The 18,074-nt window shown below is 72.6% G+C and carries 16 protein-coding genes; 4 read left to right on the forward strand and 12 right to left on the reverse strand.

The window, feature by feature from the left end; genetic code table 11:
- Window positions 1–62 precede the first annotated feature (62 nt).
- Entirely contained in the window at window positions 63–2,021 is a 1,959-nt protein-coding gene (locus ABGB14_RS15190) for a hypothetical protein (RefSeq protein ID WP_347644267.1), read from the forward strand.
- On the opposite strand, the gene ABGB14_RS15195 is transcribed toward ABGB14_RS15190, so the two are convergent.
- From ABGB14_RS15195 to ABGB14_RS15210, 4 genes are all read right to left on the reverse strand, one after another.
- The gene (locus ABGB14_RS15195) at window positions 2,006–4,006 is read right to left on the reverse strand and encodes a PQQ-binding-like beta-propeller repeat protein (protein WP_347644268.1); all 2,001 of its coding nucleotides are present in this window, start codon (window positions 4,004–4,006) and stop codon (window positions 2,006–2,008) included. The genes ABGB14_RS15190 and ABGB14_RS15195 overlap by 16 nt on opposite strands.
- A gap of 75 nt (window positions 4,007–4,081) precedes the next feature.
- Complete coding sequence (locus tag ABGB14_RS15200) at window positions 4,082–5,257, reverse strand: DegT/DnrJ/EryC1/StrS family aminotransferase (RefSeq protein WP_347644269.1); 1,176 nt, start codon at window positions 5,255–5,257, stop codon at window positions 4,082–4,084.
- Window positions 5,254–6,036, reverse strand: coding sequence for an amidohydrolase family protein (locus ABGB14_RS15205; protein ID WP_347644270.1), 783 nt, complete (start codon window positions 6,034–6,036; stop codon window positions 5,254–5,256). Before ABGB14_RS15205 ends, ABGB14_RS15200 begins: the two co-directional genes overlap by 4 nt.
- Window positions 6,033–6,704: an amidohydrolase family protein gene (locus tag ABGB14_RS15210; protein WP_347644271.1), complete on the reverse strand. Its 672-nt coding sequence runs from the start codon at window positions 6,702–6,704 to the stop codon at window positions 6,033–6,035. Before ABGB14_RS15210 ends, ABGB14_RS15205 begins: the two co-directional genes overlap by 4 nt.
- Window positions 6,705–6,856: 152 nt before the next feature.
- Here ABGB14_RS15210 and ABGB14_RS15215 point away from each other — a divergent pair, with 152 nt between their 5' ends.
- Together ABGB14_RS15215 and ABGB14_RS15220 are read left to right on the forward strand one after the other, a co-directional pair.
- On the forward strand, window positions 6,857–7,660 hold the full coding sequence (locus ABGB14_RS15215; protein ID WP_347644272.1) for an amidohydrolase family protein: 804 nt from the start codon (window positions 6,857–6,859) through the stop codon (window positions 7,658–7,660).
- The gene (locus ABGB14_RS15220) at window positions 7,657–8,373 is read left to right on the forward strand and encodes an amidohydrolase family protein (protein ID WP_347644273.1); all 717 of its coding nucleotides are present in this window, start codon (window positions 7,657–7,659) and stop codon (window positions 8,371–8,373) included. Before ABGB14_RS15215 ends, ABGB14_RS15220 begins: the two co-directional genes overlap by 4 nt.
- Window positions 8,374–8,401: 28 nt before the next feature.
- On the opposite strand, the gene ABGB14_RS15225 is transcribed toward ABGB14_RS15220, so the two are convergent.
- The 6 genes from ABGB14_RS15225 to ABGB14_RS15250 all read right to left on the reverse strand — a co-directional run bounded on the left by ABGB14_RS15225 (window position 8,402) and on the right by ABGB14_RS15250 (window position 14,532).
- Window positions 8,402–9,331 carry a dihydrodipicolinate synthase family protein gene (locus ABGB14_RS15225; protein WP_347644274.1) on the reverse strand — a complete coding sequence of 310 codons (930 nt, stop codon included), beginning with the start codon at window positions 9,329–9,331 and terminating at the stop codon, window positions 8,402–8,404.
- Window positions 9,332–9,362: 31 nt separating this feature from the next.
- On the reverse strand, window positions 9,363–10,316 hold the full coding sequence (locus tag ABGB14_RS15230) for a hydroxyacid dehydrogenase (protein WP_347644275.1): 954 nt from the start codon (window positions 10,314–10,316) through the stop codon (window positions 9,363–9,365).
- Entirely contained in the window at window positions 10,313–11,182 is an 870-nt protein-coding gene (locus ABGB14_RS15235) for a carbohydrate ABC transporter permease (RefSeq protein WP_347644276.1), read from the reverse strand. Before ABGB14_RS15235 ends, ABGB14_RS15230 begins: the two co-directional genes overlap by 4 nt.
- The gene (locus ABGB14_RS15240) at window positions 11,179–12,045 is read right to left on the reverse strand and encodes a sugar ABC transporter permease (protein ID WP_347644277.1); all 867 of its coding nucleotides are present in this window, start codon (window positions 12,043–12,045) and stop codon (window positions 11,179–11,181) included. The genes ABGB14_RS15235 and ABGB14_RS15240 overlap by 4 nt, the downstream gene beginning before the upstream one ends.
- An 18-nt stretch (window positions 12,046–12,063) precedes the next feature.
- Complete coding sequence (locus tag ABGB14_RS15245) at window positions 12,064–13,308, reverse strand: sugar ABC transporter substrate-binding protein (RefSeq protein WP_347644278.1); 1,245 nt, start codon at window positions 13,306–13,308, stop codon at window positions 12,064–12,066.
- 87 nt (window positions 13,309–13,395) lie between these two features.
- Entirely contained in the window at window positions 13,396–14,532 is a 1,137-nt protein-coding gene (locus tag ABGB14_RS15250; protein WP_347644279.1) for a DegT/DnrJ/EryC1/StrS family aminotransferase, read from the reverse strand.
- A 74-nt stretch (window positions 14,533–14,606) separates the two neighbouring features.
- Between ABGB14_RS15250 and ABGB14_RS15255 the strand changes: the two genes are divergently transcribed.
- Window positions 14,607–15,812, forward strand: a complete 1,206-nt coding sequence (locus ABGB14_RS15255; protein WP_347644280.1) for a hypothetical protein — start codon at window positions 14,607–14,609, stop codon at window positions 15,810–15,812.
- 87 nt (window positions 15,813–15,899) lie between these two features.
- Here the strand turns inward: ABGB14_RS15255 and ABGB14_RS15260 are convergent, their stop codons facing one another.
- Together ABGB14_RS15260 and ABGB14_RS15265 are read right to left on the reverse strand one after the other, a co-directional pair.
- Complete coding sequence (locus ABGB14_RS15260) at window positions 15,900–16,955, reverse strand: dihydrodipicolinate synthase family protein (RefSeq protein WP_347644281.1); 1,056 nt, start codon at window positions 16,953–16,955, stop codon at window positions 15,900–15,902.
- Between the two features lie 43 nt (window positions 16,956–16,998).
- Complete coding sequence (locus ABGB14_RS15265) at window positions 16,999–18,006, reverse strand: NAD-dependent epimerase/dehydratase family protein (RefSeq protein WP_347644282.1); 1,008 nt, start codon at window positions 18,004–18,006, stop codon at window positions 16,999–17,001.
- Between the last annotated feature and the right edge of the window lie 68 nt (window positions 18,007–18,074).

Here is an 18,074-nt window from a genome sequence, read left to right on the forward strand (position 1 = left end):
TGCCACGGAGCCATCGGCCAAATTACGGTCGAGACCGTTATTACACCCCAGGGAGGTCGTACGTGCGTACCATCGTGGCACTGCTTCTTGTCGCCTTATCCCTCTCGTCTCCGGCCCAGGCCGATACCGCGGCAGCACCTCCGACGGAGTGCGGCTTCCACACCCTCGACCCGCTTCCCCTGACCGGCGCCACCACCGCCGGCACCGCGCTCGACGCCGATCACCCCCAGGGCCCGCGCGTCTACTCCGTCACCTCCAGCGCCTCCGGCCCCGCGCTGCTCGGCATCAGGGACGCCCGCGACGGCCGCCTGATCGGCGAGCGGCCGCTGCCGCTGGCGCTCGGCTCCTGGGCCGTCACCGTGGCCCCCGACCACTCGGTCTACGTCGGCAGCTACAACGCCACCGCCGGCGCGATGGGCCGGCTCTTCCGCTACGAGCCGGATTCCGACCGGGTGAGCGAGCTCGGCATCCCCGTCGCGACCGAGACGTTCGTCTGGACCGTCGCCGCCAGCCCCGACGGGTCCGCCGTCTACGGCGGCACCTCGCCCACGGGCAGGCTCTTCCGCCACGACACCGCGAACGGCACCACCACCGACCTGGGCAGCCCCGTCCCCGGCGAGCAGTTCGTCAGAGACCTCGCCGTCGGCCCCGACGGCACCGTGTACGCCGGCGTCGGCGCGGAGAGCATGAAGGTCGCGGTGGTCGGCTCCGGCGGGACGGTCGAGCGCGTCATCGAGCCGCCCGTCGAGGGCGCGGGCTACGCCTACGACGTGGCCGTGACCGGCCGCCACCTGCTGGTGCGCTTCGTCACCTCCGCCGGCGCCGCCCCCATGGGCGTGTACGACCTGCGCGAGAACGTGTGGAAGGACGTGGTGGAGGACGTCGGCAGCCTCACCGTCGGCGGCGGCCGGCTCGGCCACGACCTGTACCTGTTCCAGGGCGGCGAACTCGTCAGGTACGACCTCAAGACCGAGAAGATCACCAAACTCGGTTTCACCGACCACGGCGGGGGCGCCGCCCGCACGCTCGGCTGGCTCGGGCACACCCTCGTCGGCACCAGCTCCACCGGCCGCATCTGGCACTTCGACCGCAGGACCGGCCAGGGCAGGCTGCTCGACGGCACCCTGACCGGCCAGCCCGTCAGCATCCGCTCCCTCGGCGCGGGCCCCGACGGCCACGTCTACGCGGGCGGCTTCTTCACCGGCGGCCTGGCCGCCTACGACCCCGCCACCGGCGAGACGCGCAACTGGCCCGACGTCGGCCAGAGCGAGGGCATCGTCTCCCACAAGGGCAAGCTCTACCTGGGCGTCTACCCGGGCGCCCGGATCTACGAGTTCGACGGGAGCGCGCCCAGGCTCCTGCTCGACCTCGGCGCCCAGGAGCAGGACCGTCCCTTCGCGATGATCTCCGCGGGCGACTGGCTGGCGTTCGGCACCGTGCCCAAGTCGGGCACGCTCGGCGGCGCGCTCGGCCTGCTCGACCCCGCCACCGGCCGTACGGTGATCAAGAGGAACATCATCCCCGGTCACAGCGTCATCGGCCTGGCCTACCGGGACGGCGTCGTCTACGGCGCCACCTCGGGCTTCGGCGGCACCAGCACTCCTCAGGGCGAGGGGGTGGCGTTCGCGTACGACATCGCCACCGACTCGCTCAAGTGGCGACGCGTCCCGGTGCCCGGTGACCTGGCTCTCGGCTCGATCACCTTCGACGACGCCGGCCGGTTGTGGGGGCTGACGCCGGACGCGCTGTTCGAGCTGGACCCGGCCACCGGGCGGACCGTCAGGACCGTCAAGCACCAGACCTACCCGTGGGACACCGTCACGCAGGTCTGGCTCGACACCAACCTCGTGTTCCACAAGGGCTTCCTCTGGGGCAAGGTACAGGGGAAGGCGTACCGGATCGATCCGGGGACGATGGCTTTCACGCTCATCGCCCGCCCGATCTCGAACCTCCTCCTCGGCCCTGACGGGCACCTCTACCTGTCGCGCTTCGAGAACTTCTCCACCTACCGCGTCTGCTGACCCGTGAGCCGGAACAGGCGCGGGCCCTCGGCGAAGTAGACGTCGCCCGACCCGTGCACCGCGAGCTGGTGCACGGGTCCCTGCTTCAGCTGGGTGTGCCGGCCGGTACGCGGGTCGAGCGAGAAGACGTACTGGCCGGCGTGGGCGCCGTACAGCGTGCGGTCACGCCGGTTGAAGGAGAGCTGCCCGCTCGCGCTCTCGCTGCCCGACAGCGTGACCCGCTGGACCACCTTGCGGGCGGCCGTGTTGACGGCGAACACCTCGCCGCCGGCGATCCCCCACAGCCTGCCCCGATCGTCGAACGCCAGCGCGGGGACGGCCGGCTTGCCCGGCGCGGGGACGATCTCCCACAGCAGCCGGTCGTCCTTCACCGACCAGGCGAAGAGCTTGGCCTCCGGCTGGGTCGGCGGCGTGGCCGACTGGCCGCTGTAGATGGAGGTGCCGCCGTAGAGCACGCCGTCGCGGTAGGCGAGGGAGACGATGCTCTGATCCTTGATCACGTCGCGCTGGGAGTGCTTGAGCTTGCCGGTCTCCGGGTCCCAGACGGCCAGCACGCCGCCCAGGTGGCCGAGGTCGGGCATGGTGCCCGCGGCGAGGTAGCGGCCGGCCGACGCCAGCGCCCGCGGCCTGATCTGCTTGTCCGCGGACAGGTCGAACAGGCGTGCCGGGTTGTCCGCCGGGCCGGGCACGGGGCTCGGCGAGTACTCGGGGCTGTTCCACGGCAGCTTCGGATCGTAGGCGTAGACCCTGGCGTCGGGGTAGGCGCCGACGTAGAGCTTCCCGTCGTGCGTGGCCATGTCCTCGCTCTGCGAGAACGTGTGGAACTCGGCGCGCTCGCCCGTCTTCGGGTCCAGGGCGGCGAAACCGCCGTTGAGGAAGCCGCCGGCGTACATGCGGCCGTCGGGGCCTTCCGAGAGCGCGGTCACGTCGATCGGTTCGCCCTTGACCTGCGTCTCCACGAACGACGTCGCGCCGGTCTGCGGGTTGTAGCGGAACATCAGCCCGCGCCAGAGCAGGCCCACGACGCTCTTGCCCGGGTAGTCCGGCAGGCCCAGCTCGGCCCAGCCGATGCCCCGGGTGTTGGCGACGCGGCCCGTGAACGGCATGCCCGTGCCGGTCGTCTCCTTCGTCTTCGGGTCGTAGCGGACGAGTTCGGCGTCCTTGACGAGGTAGACCGCGCCGTCGGCGTCGGGCGGCGAGACGTCCAGGCCGTGGGCGGGGTCGAGGGTGTCGGTCCAGCGGCCGGCGGCGATGTCCCACACGTGCAGCGGGCCGGGGAAGGCGCTGCCGAAGCGGACGTAGAGGTGGCCGGCGGCGACGTCCACGTCGTAGGCCCACTTGCCCGCCGGGTCGAGGCCGTCGGGAAGGGGGAGTTGCCTGGACGTGCCGGAGGCGGCGTCGATCTCGAAGAGCGCGGCCGGGTCCTCGGTGCCGGCGTAGATCTTCCCGCCGGCGTAGGAGACGCTGCGGACGTAGTCGTGGTCGGGCGAGAGCCTGCCGTAGTCGCGTACGCCGGTCTCGGGGTCGTAGGCGAACAGGCGGCCACCGGGGTAGGTGCCGCCGTAGACGGTGGCGCCCTCGCCGGCCGCCACGGCCCAGATGAAGTTCTCCGAGGGCAGGGGCCGGCCGAGGTCCTGCACACCGCCCTGGTCCGTCCAGCGGTAGAGCCGCCCGTCACCGTACGTGCCGGCGTAGACGCTGCCGTCGCCCGTGGCGGTCACGGCCCATGCGCCTTCGGCGCCCGGCAGGTCGTACCTGGCCACCTCGGCCCCGGTGGCCGGGTCGACGGCGTTGAGGTGGGCGGGGCTGCCGGAGGAGGCGCCCCAGAGCACGGTCTCGCCGCCCGGGCCCGGCGCCGCGACGCCGCCGAGCAGCAGCACGTCCTCCAAGGGCACGCCCAGGTCCTCCACCCGGCGCTCCGCCGCGCCCGCGGGGGCGGCCGCGGCCAGTGGCACGAGGACGGCCGCCAGCGCGGCGGTCAGCATTCGTCTAATTAAGGTCATGACCGAAACCTAGAGAGACGCTGTTATGTCGTCAATACCTGGATTACGGTGAAGGAACTAATTCACGGTGGCGCTTTCGTGGCCCAGCACCTTCGCGAGGGCCTCGGCGATGTCGGCCGCGGCGGCCGGCGCCTCCATGAGCATCGACTGGCGCACCCACACCACGGTGTCCGACGCCTCGGCGGCGGCGGGGCACGGCTCGGCGCGGGCGCCCTCGCCGGTGAGCGCGGACATGGTGCCGAGCGGCGGGTAGCCGGCGTCCAGCGGCACGCCTTCGGCCGCCATGGCCCCCAGCAGGAACGCGCGGTCCACGCCGGGGTCGAGGCGCACCATGAGGAGGTGGCGCGAGTCGCGGGTGGTGCCCTCCGTCGCGGGCACCACGTCGGCCCCGGGGACGCCGGCCAGCTCGCGCCCGAGAGCGGCGCAGAAGGTGTTCCTGCGGTCGATCTCCTCGTCGAGCCGGTCCAGCCAGGGCAGCAGCAGCGCCGCCTGGAGTTCGGTCAGGCGCAGGTTCCAGCCGACGGACGGGTGACCGTACCACTGCCCGCTCAGCGCGCGCCCGAGATTGCAGACCGACCAGACGCGCTCGTGCACGGCCTCGTCGCGGCAGACGATCAGGCCGCCCTCACCCGCGGTCATCGCCTTGCTCGCCTGGAAGCTGTAGACGCCGGCGTCACCCAGGCCGCCGACCGGACGGTCCTTGTACGTGGCGCCGTGCGCCTGGGCGGCGTCCTCGACGACCGCGAGGCCGTGGCGGGCGGCCAGGTCGTTCAGCGCGTCCATGTCGGCGGGGCTGCCCGCGAGGTGGACGGGCATGATCGCGGCCGTCCTGCCGGTCAGCGCGTCGCGCACCGCGCCCGGGGACAGGTGCAGGTCCACGGGGTCGACGTCGGCGATCACGGGGGTGGCTCCGGCCAGCAGCACCGCGGTGGCCGAGGCCACGAACGTGTACGCCGGCACGATCACCTCGTCCCCCCTGCCGACGCCCAGGCCGCGCAGCGCCGCGAACAGGCCCAGCGTGGCGTTGGCGACGGCGACGCCGTGCCGGACGCCGGAGCGGCGGGCGAACGCGGCGGTCAGGTCCGCGACGACGGAGCCGCCCTGCGTGGCGCCCCAGAGGCCGCTCTCCAGCACCTTCGTGACCAGCTCGCGCTGGGCGGGGTCGACGGGCGGCGGCCAGGCCGGCCAGGGGGCCGTCCGGACGGGGGCGCCTCCGTGGATGGCGAGCGTCACGCTGGATGTCCCTTCTCAGGCGAACCGGGTGACCCGGGCGAGCCGGGCAGGTCAGGCAGGGGGAGGCCGAGGAGGCGGGCCAGGTTGCCGCCCTGGACGAGAGCGCGGTCGGCGTCGGCGAGCGGGGCCAGCGCGACGCGGCCGTAGCCCGTACGCAGGTCGAGGAAGCACGCGTCCGAGCCGAACAGCACCCGCTCCGGCCCCGCGAGCGCCGCCAGCCTGGCGATCCAGCGACCGGTCATCTTCGAGCCGCACGTCTCCAGGAACACGTTGGGACGGTCGGCCACGAGCCGGGCCGCGCGGCCGAACCCGTACGGCCAGAGCCCCGTGTGCCCCATGAGCAGCGGCACGTGCGGATGGCGTGCGGCGACGGTGGCGAACTGGGCGGGGTCGCTCCATGGCGAGTCGGTCTGGCCGTGCGCGAGAACCGGCAGGCCGCGACGCCAGACCGGCTCGTACAGGGGGTCGTCGAGGCGGCACTGGTGCACGTCGGGGTGGAGCTTGACGCCCCACACGCCCCGCGCTCCCTCGCCGGGGAGCGGCGTGCGGTGGTGCGGGTTGTAGACCTGCCAGACCCCGAACCTGCCGGGGAAGCGCTCGGCGATCTCCAGGGCGGCGGCGTTGCCGCGCACCGCGTCGGGACCGACGGCGAGCAGGTGGCTGATGCCCATCGCGGTCACGCCGATCCGGTCCATCGCGGCCACGAGGTGCTCGGCGGCGGGATGCGGGATGAGGAAGTCCGGCCAGGTCCCCACGTGGCCGTGGGCGTCGAGGATCACAGCAGCGCCTCCAGCGAACCCGACGCGATCCGTTCGACGTCCTCGGGGGGCAGGTCGAGGTGGTCGAGCAGGAAGCGCGGCCCGCAGTCGTCGGCGACGGGCGCTCCAGTGCCGAACACCAGCCGCTCCGCCCCGAACCGCGCGGCCAGCCATTCGACGCCGCCCTGGGTGTTGACGGTGCCGATCTCGGCCCACACGTTCGGCGCCTCGTCCATCAGCTCGCCCAGCGCGCGCAGCCTGCGGTAGCCGGGGTTGAGCACGAGGAGGCGCTGGCCGGGCAGGCGCTCGGCGAGGTGGCGGAGCTGGGCGGGCGAGGTCTCGTCGAGGTCGATCGCGGCGGTCAGCCCGAGGGCGGGCAGGCAGCGCAGCGTGGCCGGGCCCGTGAGATCGAACCGGTGGCGTTCCGGGCAGAGCCTGACCATCCGCACGCCGGGGGGCGGCTCCTCCGTCTCCCCTGGCACCACGACGGGCACGGGGACGAGCCGGGGATCGCCGAGCGCGAGCAGGGCCTCGTTGCCCGCTCCCGGGTCGGAGTAGAGGCTGAGCGTGTGGGTGACGAGGGCCCGGTCGATGCCCAGCCGGTCCATCTCGCCCCGGGGATCCGACGGCAGGTCGTCGAACGGCACGGGACCGACGAGCCGGTGCGCATCGATCACATATTTCGGCACAGACCGAAACTATCCGGGCGATGGAGCGGCGGTCAAGGCCGGGCGGTACGTGCCCGGCGCGATCGACGACGCTCGCGGAGGCGGAGCAGGCCCTAATTAAGGTCATGACCGTATCTTCAGCAACGCTCCTCGTCAATGACATAATGACCGGCATGTCGATTGAGGACAGGCCCGAAAACGCTGGGTCCGCCACGCCCTTCGACGCGTGGCGGCTGGTCGGCGAGCTGGAGGTGACGCTCGACGTGGACGTGCTGTTCGGCGCGTACCCGGACCGCGACGGGCCGCCCGGCACGCCCGGCGCCGTGCTGGAGACGCTGGCCGCGCACCGCGTCCGGGCGGCGGCCGTGGCCGGCCTGCGGGCGGCCCTGTTCGACGTGCGCACGGGCAACGACGAGCTGCTGGCCATGGCCGCGCGCCCGGAGATCGTTCCCGTCGGGGCCGTGGACCTGCGCGACCCGATCGGCGCGGCCCGCGAGCTGGAGCGGCTGGCGTCGGCGGGGGTCAGGGCCGTCCGCCTCTTCCCGGACGAGCAGGGGGTCGAAGCGGGCTTCCCGTCCGTCCGGCACGTCGCCCGCCGGGCGGCGCGGCTCGGCCTGGTGGTGCTCACCGGCGGCGACGTGCGCAGGTTCTGGCAGCCCTTCTCGGGGCTCGGGGCCGACGTGGTCTTCCTCGACACGCACTTCTACCACCTGGGCGACTTCCTGGTGGCCGCCTCGGACGAGCCCGGCTTCCACACCTCCACCCGGCTGCTCAACTCCCCCGACGCCCTGGAGACGGTCGCCGCGGAGATCGGGGCCGACCGCCTGCTGTACGGCTCGCGCACCCCCCACTACGAACCCCTCGTCCCCCTCCTCCGCCTGGCCACCAGCGGCCTGGGGCCGGCGGAGACCGCCGCGGTGGCGGGCGGCAACGCGACGAGGCTGCTCGCCGGAACGCCGAGGAGGCCCGCGCTGTGATCATCGACGTGCACGCCCACTGGGGCCCGTGGTTCTTCACCATGGACGTGGCCGGATCCACCCTGGCGACCATGGACCGCTACGGCATCGACCGGGCGATCGTCTCCGCCACCGAGGCCGTGATCTACGACGCCCCGGCGGGCAACCGCGCCCTGGCCGCGTACCTGGAGACCCAGGACCGCCTGCTCGGTTACGTCACGGTCAACCCGCGCCGGCTGCGCGAGGCGGAGGCGGATCTGCGCGCGTACCTCCCGGGCGGCAGGTTCGTCGGCGTCAAGATCCACACCGACTACACGGGCTCGCCGGCCGGCTCGGCGCGGCTGCGCGAGGCGCTGACGCTGGTCGCCGGGACGGGCCGCCCTGCGCTCGTGCACACGTGGGGCACCTCGGTGCTCGACCTGGCCGAGGTCTGCCTAGACATCCCGGATCTGCGCGTGATCGCCGGGCACATGGGTGCGGACGGGTTCCGGCACGCCATCGAGGCGGCGGGCGCCTGCGACCGCCTCTATCTGGAGCCCTGCTGGTCGCACGCCCCGGCGGGCCGCATCGCGGAGGTGGTGGCGGGCGTGGACCCGGCCCAGCTTCTGTTCGGCACGGACGCGACCCTGATCGACCCGTCGTCGGCCTTCGGGGCGGTCGCCGCGGCCGGCCTGTCAGGGCAGACGGCCGAGCGGATCGCCTGGCGCAACGCCGCCGCCCTCTTCCGGCTCTGACACCGTACGGGCTCGGCGGCGCCCTCGCTCAGGCGATCGTCCCGGCCCGTTCCCGCGCCGGGGGCGGGCCGAAGTCCTGGGCCTGCAGTTCCAGGCGTTCGCGCTCCGTCAGGCCGGGGCCGTGAGGGTCGTGGGCGTGGGTGCCGGGGATGCGGCCCTCGGCGGCGGCCAGCCAGAGCATGCGCTGGACGTACCCCTCCATGGGGTCGGTGAAGGTGGCGGCCGCCAGCCGGTCGAGGCGTGCCGATGCCTGCTCGAACGCGCGCAGGCCGGGCTCGCGGAAGGCGCGCATCACCTCGGCCGTCACCTCGACGGCGGCGGCCGCGACGCCCACCAGCGCCGCCTCGGCCCCCCACAGCAGCGAGGGCCCGAACATGCGGTCCTCCCCGGTGATCGCCAGCCGGCCGGACTCGCGGGCGAGCATGATCGCCCGCTGGCAGCCGATGGCGTCGGACAGCAGCGCGGTCTTGAGCCCCGCCACGCCGGGGTGCCGCAGGATCTCCCGCAGGACGCCCGGCGGGCACGGCCGCGTGTAGAGGTCGAAGGCGACCATCGGCAGGCGGGCGGCCTGCCACACCTCCTCGTGCAGCGCCGCCCTGTCGCCCTCCGACGGGAACACGAGCACGCCGTCCGCGCCCAGGCCGGCGGCCACCCGCGCCTGCTCGGCCGGGTCGGAGGTCTCGGGACCGCCGCCCACGCCGACCAGCACCGGGACGTTCAGGGCGGCGGCGCGCTCGATGACGGAGGCGCGGACGCCTGGGGCGAGGAAGGGCCCGCGGCCGGTGTGGGCGAGCACGGCCAGGCCGGTGGCGCCACCGGTGACCAGGCCGGCGAAATAGCGCGAGACCACGTCGAGGTCGACCTCGCCCGACCCGGTCATGGGGGTCGCGGCGGCGGCGATCAGGGTGCCGCGCAGCCGGTCGCGCAGCGCGGCCGCACGGGGGTCGATAGGGGCCATTCGCACAGCTTAGACCCTCTCTCCGGGAGCGCTAGGCGGTCCAGCGCAGCTGTTCGCGGGTGATCTCGTGCTGGAGCGGATCGCCGGCGAGGAACCTGGCGATCTCGCCGACCGTCAGCGTTCCCATCCGGTGCCTGGCCTCCTCGGTGCCCGCCGCCTGGTGGGGTGTGAGCAGCACGTTCGGCAGGCCGCGCAGCGGGCTGTCCGCCGGGAGGGGCTCCTCGTCGAAGACGTCGAGTGCCGCGTCGATCCTGCCGCCGCGCAGCTCGTCGAGGAGCGCGGCGGGGTCGACCAGCCACGATCGGGCGGTGTTCACCAGCGCCGCGCCGTCGGGCATGAGCGCCAGCTCCCTGCGGCCGATCAGGTGCCGGGTCGCCGGGATGGCGGGGGCGTGCAGGGCCACGACGTCGCTGCGCGTCAGCAGGTCGTCGAGCTCCACCAGCGTGGCGCCCAGCCCGGCCGCCTCACCGGCGGAGACGGTCGGGTCGGCGAGCAGCAGCTCCGCGCCCAGCGCCCGGACCAGGCCCGCGTACGCCCTGCCGGTGCGGGAGGCGCCCACGACGCCGACCACGCTGCCGCGCAGCTCGCGCCGGGGCCTGGCGGCCTGCCTGGTCTCCGCCCAGCCCGACCCGGACCGCAGGCCGTGGTCGAAGCGGTGCACCTGGTGGAGCAGGCACAACGTGAACGTGAGCGCCACCTCGCCCACCGCGGGCGCCATCGCCGCTCCGGTCTGGGTCACCCGGATGCCGCGTTCCCAGAGCGCGTCGGAGACCAGGAACCCCACCGCCGCGCCCGTGTGCGCCACGAGCCGCAGCTCCGGCGCGCGGGCCAGCGTCTCCGCGTCCACGCGCGGGGTGTCCCACCCGGTGACCAGCACCCGCGCCCGCTCCAGCGGGCCGATCGGGGCCAGCCGCCGGAGCTGCGCGAAGACGGGCGGCGGGAGGAACATCTCGCGCAGCTCGGGAGCCAGGCTGAGGGCGATCATTTCAGTCCCGTCATCGCGATGCTGTTGACCAGGTAGCGCTGCAGCAGGAAGAACACCAGCAGGCACGGCACCACGGACACCGCGGCCGACGCCATGAGCAGCGACAGCTGCATCTCCTCGGTCCGCAGCGTGGTCAGGCCCACGGTGAGCGTGCGCGTGGCGTCGCTCTGCCCGACGACCAGCGGCCACAGGAAGTCGTTCCAGTGCCACAGGAACACGAACACGCCCAGCGTGGCCAGGATCGGCTTGGTCAGCGGGAGCACGATCGTCCAGTACACCCGCCACTCGGAGGCGCCGTCCACCTTCGCGGCGTCGAACAGCTCGTCCGGCAGGCCCAGGATGAACTGCCGCATCAGGAAGACGGCCTGCGAGTTGGCCAGCGTCGGCACGATCAGCCCCCAGAACGTGTCCACCCCGTCCAGGCTGTTGACCAGCACGAACGTCGGGATGAGCGTGGCCTGGAACGGCACCATCATGGTCGCGAGGAACGTCCAGAACATCGCCTCGCGGCCGGGGAAGCGCTTCTTGGCGAAGGCGTAGCCCGCCATCGACGAGGTGAGCAGAATGATCACCACGGAGACCACGGCGTAGATCAGCGAGTTGATCGTCCAGGTGACGAAGCCGGACGACGACAACACCATCGTGATGTTGTCCAGCGTGAGCGATTCCGGCCACCGCGCGGGCACGGTCGGCCGGCCCGCCGGCGACAGCGCCACGATGAACATCGCCACGAACGGGCTGACGGTCAGCACCGACAGCAGCGCGAGCAGGGCGGCCAGCGGCCACCTGCCCCGCCACCACCGCCTGCGCGCCGCGCCGGGGGTCTCGGCCCGTACGGAGGGACGGGAGGTCGTGGTGGTCGTCATGTGTTCCCCCGGTCCAGGAAGCGGCGCTGGACCAGCGACACGACCAGCACGATCGCGAACAGCACCATGCCCCAGGTGGCGGCGTAGCCGAAGTCGAACGACCGGAAGCCGTGGTCGTAGATGCCGTAGATGAGGGTGTAGGTCGCCCTGGCCGGGCCGCCGCCGGTCATCACGTACACCGTGTCGAACGTCTGGAACGCGCTGATCGTCTCGATCACCATGACGAAGAAGATCGCGGGCCTGAGCAGCGGCAGCGTGATCCTGCGGAAGCGCTGCCACGCGCTCGCCCCGTCGATGCTGGCCGCCTCCAGGTAGGAGGACGGGATCGCCTTGAGCCCGGCCAGCAGGATCAGCATCGAGTAGCCGAAGCCCTTCCACACCGCCACGACCGCCAGGGCGGGCAGGACCACCCCCGACTCCTCGAGGAAGGCGACCGGGCCGAGGTCGGCCTTGGCGAGCAGGCCGTTGATCAGGCCGTTGAACTCGTAGATCCAGCGCCAGATGATGCCCGCGAGCACGAAGCTGGTCACGTACGGCAGGAAGAGCATGCCGCGGAACAGGCCGCGCATGAAGACCACCTGGTTGAGCAGCAACGCCGTGCCGAGCGCCACGAGCATGGTGAGCGGCACGTAGACGGCGGAGTACACGAGGGTGACCCGCAGGCTCAGCCAGAAGTTCACGTCGTCGAGCAGCCGGATGTAGTTGTCCGCGCCGATGATGTCCCACTCGCCGCCGATGTTCCAGTTCGTCAGGCTCATTCCCGCCGCGCCCAGCGACGGGAAGATCCGGAAGATCAGGAAGAGCACGAGTACGGGCAGCACGAACAGCAGGCCGGTGACCGGGTCACGCAAGCGTTGACGCACCAGGTGGTTCCTTCCCTCTCAGCCGCCGCTGCCGAGCAGCTGGTTCGCCTCTTCGGCGGCCGCGTCGAGCGCGGTCTTCGCGTCCTCCTTGCCGAGCAGCGCCGCCTGGATGTGCGGGGCGAGCACGCCCATCACCTGCCGGGCCTTCGGGTGGGTGTCGCCGGGGAAGGCGTACTGCAGGGACTTGGCGAACTCCTTGGACGCCTCCGACTGGCCGGGCACGGTCACGTCCGTGCGCGCGGGGAAGAAGCCCGACTCCTTGGCCAGCGCGGCGGAGACCTCCGGCGAGGCCAGGTAGGCGGCGAACTTCTTGGCCGCCTCCTTGTTCTCGGAGTGCTTGGCCACCATCAGGCCTCCGGGGATGCCGAACGCCACCCGCTTCGTGCCTTCGAGGGGCAGGCCGATGCCGACGTTCTCCTCGCCGATGGCGGTGGCGAGCTGGTCGACCTGGCCCGCGGTGGCCGCGTGGTACATGGCGGTCTTGCCGGCGGCCAGCAGGCCGCCCTCGATGTCGTTGCCCTTGCTGGCGGTGTTCGGCGGCAGGCCGCCCGCGGCCTTCAGGTCGAGCAGGAGCTGCAGGCTCGCCACACCCTCAGGGCCGTTGAACGCGACGCTCTTGCCGTCGGCGGCGAAGACGGTGCCGCCGTTGGCCCACAGGATCGGGTAGAAGCTCTGGTTGAGCGTCACCTCGGGCTTGCCCGGGTAGTCGAGGATGGCGACCTTCTTGGCGGCCAGCTTGGGCGCGGCCTCCTTCAGCTCGTCGAGCGTCTCCGGCACCTTGTCCACGCCCGCCTCGGAGAACAACTTCTTGTTGTAGATGGGCGCGGTGATCGTCTGGTAGATGGGGACGCCGTAGAGCTTCCCGTCGACGGTGAGGGCGGTCAGCGAGTTGGGCAGGTAGGAGGCCTTGGCCGGGGCGACGATGTCGTCGACCGGCTCGATCGTGCCCTGCTGGGCGTACTGCGGGATCTGGTCGGGGCCGAGCACGACCAGGTCGAAGCCCTTCTTCGAGACGAGCGCCGTGGTGACCTTCTCCTGACGGCCCTCCCAGGGCTGCAGGTCGATCTTGATGTCGGTCGTGGGGTTGGCGGCCTCGAAGTCCTTCTCGACCTTGCCCCAGAACGCCTGGCTCTTCGCCTGGTCCCCGATGACGGGGTACATCCACAGGGTCACGGAGCTCTTGTCCGAGCCGCCGCTTGATCCGCACCCGGCGGCCGCCAGGCTCAGGGCGGCCGCGAGGCCGACTGCCGCTGCCTTCTTCATCGGCGGCTTCCTTTCGCTTAATACCGGTCCTGACCGAAACCTAGTGAGCGGGACTTGGCCTGGTCAATGCCTGAGATATGAACGTGACTAGCCCCGAGCCCGAAATTTCGTTATTTCCTGGGCGATCAGCTCGACGTGCTCCGACGTGTAGTTCTCGTTCCAGTCGATGACGAGCAGCGTACGGTCCACCATGCGCTCGGCCTGCGGGCAGGGGTTCGGGGAGTAGCCGTCGAGCGGGAAGCGGGCGGTCCCGTAGACGGCCGCCCGCCACACCGGCGCCCTGTTCAGCGGCTCCGCGAGGTACCCGGCGCGCGCCGGGATCCCGGCCGCCGCCAGGTGCGCCGCCAGCTCGGGAGCGTCGCCGTCCGGGCACACGATCGGGAAGAGCCACCACGCGTGGCCCTGCGGGCGCGGCAGCCGTACCCCTGGCAGGTCCTTGAGTGCCTCGATCAGCCGCAGGGCCGTACGGCGGCGCGCGGCGACCACGCCGGGAAGCTTGGCGAGCTGGGCGCGGGCCACCGCGGCCTGGAGCTCGGTCATGCGGTAGTTGAGCCCGAAGGAGGCGTGCGAGCGCCCGGCCGCGCGGTCCCAGCCCTTGTCGGAGAAGAGCCGCATCCGCCTGGCCAGCTCGTCGTCGCCGGTGATCGCCAGCCCGCCGTCGCCGCACGTGATGTGCTTCCACTGCTGCAGGCTGAGGCACGCCACGTGACCCGTCGTCCCCGCGAGCCCGCCGCCGGGCAGCTCGGCCAGCCAGGCCTGCGCGCAGTCCTCGATCAGCACCAGGCCGTGCTCGTCGGCGAGCGCGCGCAACTCGTGGATCCTGGCCGGCGCCCCGAACAGGTGCACCGCCATGATCGCCTTCGTCCGCGGGCCGATGAGCCTGGCCACCGCGCCGGGATCGAGATTTCCGTCGGACGGATCCACGTCGGCGAAGACAGGAACGGCGTTCTGCGCCAGGATGGGGGCCACGGTTCCGAAGTCCGTGATCGGTGTCGTGATGATCTCGTCCCCTGGGTCCGGCGCGGCCGCCACGACCGACAGATGGAGGGCCGCGGTGCCGGAACTGCACGCGATCGCATGGCGGGAGCCGTACGCCTGCGCGATCTCGCCTTCCAGCGCCCGCGCCTCGGTCCCCCAGACGGAGCTGAGCATGCCCGAACGGATCACCCGCTCGACGGCGGCCACCTCCTCGTCGCCGAGGGTGCGGCCGTCTGCTTCTGCCATGGACGGGAACTTCACCTGGCACCTCACCAGTTATGATTGCGGTCTTGACCGAAATGAGCGAGAGGGAGGCGTGCGTGGGAATCGTCATCGGAGTCGTCGGCCCGCACGATCTGGTCGACGACGTCGCGGCCGTCTGCGAGGAGCAGCCGGGCGTGAGCACCCTGCGCCTCGACTACGACCATGAGTCGCAGGCCCCCGCGATCGTCGAGGCCCACGCCACCTCCGTCGAGGGCTGGCTGTTCACCGGCATCGTCCCCTACATGCTCTCCCGCGACGCCGAGGCCCTCACCCGTCCCGCCGCGTTCGTCGACTACTCCGGCGCGACGCTGCTCAACGCCCTCGTACGCCTCCAGCACCAGGGCGAGGACGTCACCATGTTGTCGATCGACACGTTGTCGGCCGCCGACGTCGACGCCACGTTCACCGAGGCCGGACTGCCGACCGGCGAGCTGCGCACGCACTCCTACCGGCCCGGGATGACCTCCCAGAAGGCGATCGCCTTCCACCGCAGGAGTCCCGCGCACACGGTGATCACCTGCCTGAGCTCCGTGTACGAAGCGCTGCGCGACGAGCGCCACGTGCTGCGCCTGGTGCCGTCCGTGCACTCCGTACGGGTGGCGCTGCGCCAGCTCGTGCTGACCGCCGAGGGGCAGGTGCAGGAGGACGCCCAGATCGCGCTCGGGCTCATCGAGGTGGCCAACGAGGAGGGGCTGCTGCGCGAGGCCACGGCCCTGGGCGGCACGCTGGCGGCCTTCCGCGGCGGCACGCACCTGCTGGTCACGACCCGCGGCCCGCTGCACGACGCCACGGGCGGCTTCACCGGGCTGCCCATGCTGGCCCGGCTGGCCGGCCAGAACGACGCGGTCCGCGTCGGCTTCGGCCTGGGACGCAGCGCCGCGGAGGCGGAGAGCCTGGCGCGCCGCGCGCTGGCCAAGGCCCGCAGGATCGGCCCGGTCGCCGCGGTGCTGTCGTTGCGAGCGGACGCCGACATCGTCCTGGAGTCGGTGACCACCACGCCCGCGGGCCGGCAGAGCCTGTCGGTCATCGCCCGCCGGGTCGGGCTGTCGGTGCCCACGCTGGAGAAACTCCTGGAGGCGCGGGCCGCCGCGGGCGACGAACCCCTGACGACGCGGGAGATCGCCGACCGGCTGGCCGTCCAGCAGCGCACGGCCCGGCGCATGCTGCACCGCCTGGAGCTGGCCGGGCTCGCCGAGCGCACCGGCAACCTCACCAGCGGATCCAGCGGCCGCCCGCTGACCCTCTACCGCCTGACGCTCTAGCGCCCCGCGGCCGGCTGCCGCCCGGCGCTCCGGCGCCCTGCCCCCGTTCACCGCCGGACGCGCCGGCACCCCGCCCCCGCCCATCGCTCAGGCGAGCCAGCGAGAGAGGTTCTCCGCGACGAACTCGTCGTCGCGCAGCTCCGGATAGGCGGCCAGCACCCGGTCGATCTCGGCGAGCTGGCCGGGCGACAGGTCCTCCGCCGGGTCCAGGCACCAGCGGCCCTCCAGCAGGCCCTGCCTGCGCAGCACCTCGTGGATGCCGGGGATGCAGCCGTGGAAGGCGTTCGCGGAGTCGAAGATGGCGGCGTTCGCGTCGGTCAGGTGCCCGTCGAGGGTGAGCAGCCGGCGCACGGCCGCGTCGTCGCCTGAACGCGCCGCCCTGGCCTGTTCCAGCAGCTCCACGGCCCGCCGTACCCACACCGCCCACTGGCCGAGCAGCCCGCCGACGAACTCGACGTCCACCTCCCGCCCGTCCACGACCACGCGGTGCGAGGTGATCAGGTCGGTCAGGATGTGGTCGTCGTTGCCGGTGTAGAGGGCGACCTCGCCGGCCCGGCCCGCGCGCACCACGCCGTGCAGCACGTCGAGGGTGCGGTAGCGGTCGAACGGCGCCGCCTTGATGCCGGCCACGGCCTCGATCTGCGCCAGCCTCGTCCAGAACTCCCTGGACAGGTGGCGGCCGCCGACCGCGGGCTGCAGGTAGAAGCCGATCACCGGCAGCACCTCGCCCACCGCCCGCGCCCGCTCGATCAGGCCGTCCTCGTCCAGCTCCCGGTACGGGCTGAGCAGCACCATGTGGTAGCCCAGCGACCTGGCCAGCTCGGCCTCCGCCACCGCCTGCGCGGTCGGCCCGGTGGCGCCGGCCACGAGCACCACCTCGTGCGCGTACTCGCCCGCCACCGTGGCGGCCAGTTCGAGCACCGGAGCCAGCAGCCCGGTGCCGTGGATGGCGAACTGCGTGGTGTGCACGCCCACCGCCAGTCCGCCCGCGCCCGCCTCGACGTAATAGCGGGTGAGCGCCCGCTGGCGGCGCTCGTCCAGCTTCCTGTCCGAGGTCAGCGCGAGCGGGTGCGCCGGGATCACCAGGCCGCGCCTGAACAGGTCGCGCACGGACGCGTGCGCCTCTGGAGCCGTGCCGAGCACGTGAGTCCCCCCAAGTGATAGGTGCGGTGATGTGAGCTGTGGATCAGAAACGCCCGTCACGGCGCTCGAACTTGGTGGGCTTGCCGAGCAGCGGCCCGCCGTCCGCGACCCAGCGCGCCGTGTGCTCGATGAGCTCGGCGGGGGTCAGCTCCGGGTAGCCGAACAGCCGGTGGCAGCGGCCCGCGTTCGACAGCAGCGCCGTGGGGGCCTCCTCGCCGGTGAGGACCGGCTCCTTGCCGAGCGCCTCGCCCAGCGCCAGCGCGGCCTGCCGCACCGAGATCAGCTCGGGACCGGTCACGTTGAGCACGTACGGCGGCGCGTCGGCCAGCAGCAGCGACCGCAGCGTCACCTCGTTGGCGTAGCCCTGCCAGACCACGTTCACCTGGCCGGTCGTGAGATCGACGGGCTCGCCCGCCAGGATCTTCTGCGCCAGGTCGACCAGGACGCCGTAGCGCAGCTCGACGGCGTAGTTGAGCCGGAGCAGCGCCACGCGGGTGCCGTAGGTCTCGGAGAAGTGCGTCAGCACCCGCTCCCTGCCCAGGCAGCTCATCGCGTAGTCGCCGACGGGCCCGGCCGGCGAGTCCTCGGTGCTGCCGCCGCCGGCCACGGGGACGAGCGGGTAGACGTTGCCGGTGGACAGGGCGGCGATCCTGCTCTCCCTGAACCGGTCGGCGACCCGGCCGGGCAGGTAGGTGTTGGTGAACCAGGCGGCGTGGGCACGCCCCTGCGTGCCGAACTTGGCGCCGACCAGGAAGACCACGTTGGGCGCTTCCGGCAGGTCGCGCAGCGCCCGCTCGTCGGACACGTCGGCGCTCACCACCGTCGCGCCGTCCGCCCTGAGGGCGTCCGCCAGGCCCGGCTCGCCGAACCGGGACACCGCGATGATCCGCCGGTCGCCGCGGGTGGCGTTGAGGGCCAGCCGCACCAGGCTCGGGCCCAGCTTGCCGCCCGCGCCCAGGATCATGATGTCGCCGGGCAGCCTGCCCAGGTCGTCGACGAGCCCGGCGCCGGGCCGCGCCAGCCGCTCCTCGAGTTCCGCCGTCGTCCGCACGAACGTCCTCCATCCGCTATTTACGGTCCAGACCGTAACTGCGCGAGAGTCGTGCTGTCAACGCCGGG

Origin of the sequence: Nonomuraea sp. B10E15, assembly GCF_039871615.1 — a bacterium.
Lineage (GTDB): Bacteria > Actinomycetota > Actinomycetes > Streptosporangiales > Streptosporangiaceae > Nonomuraea.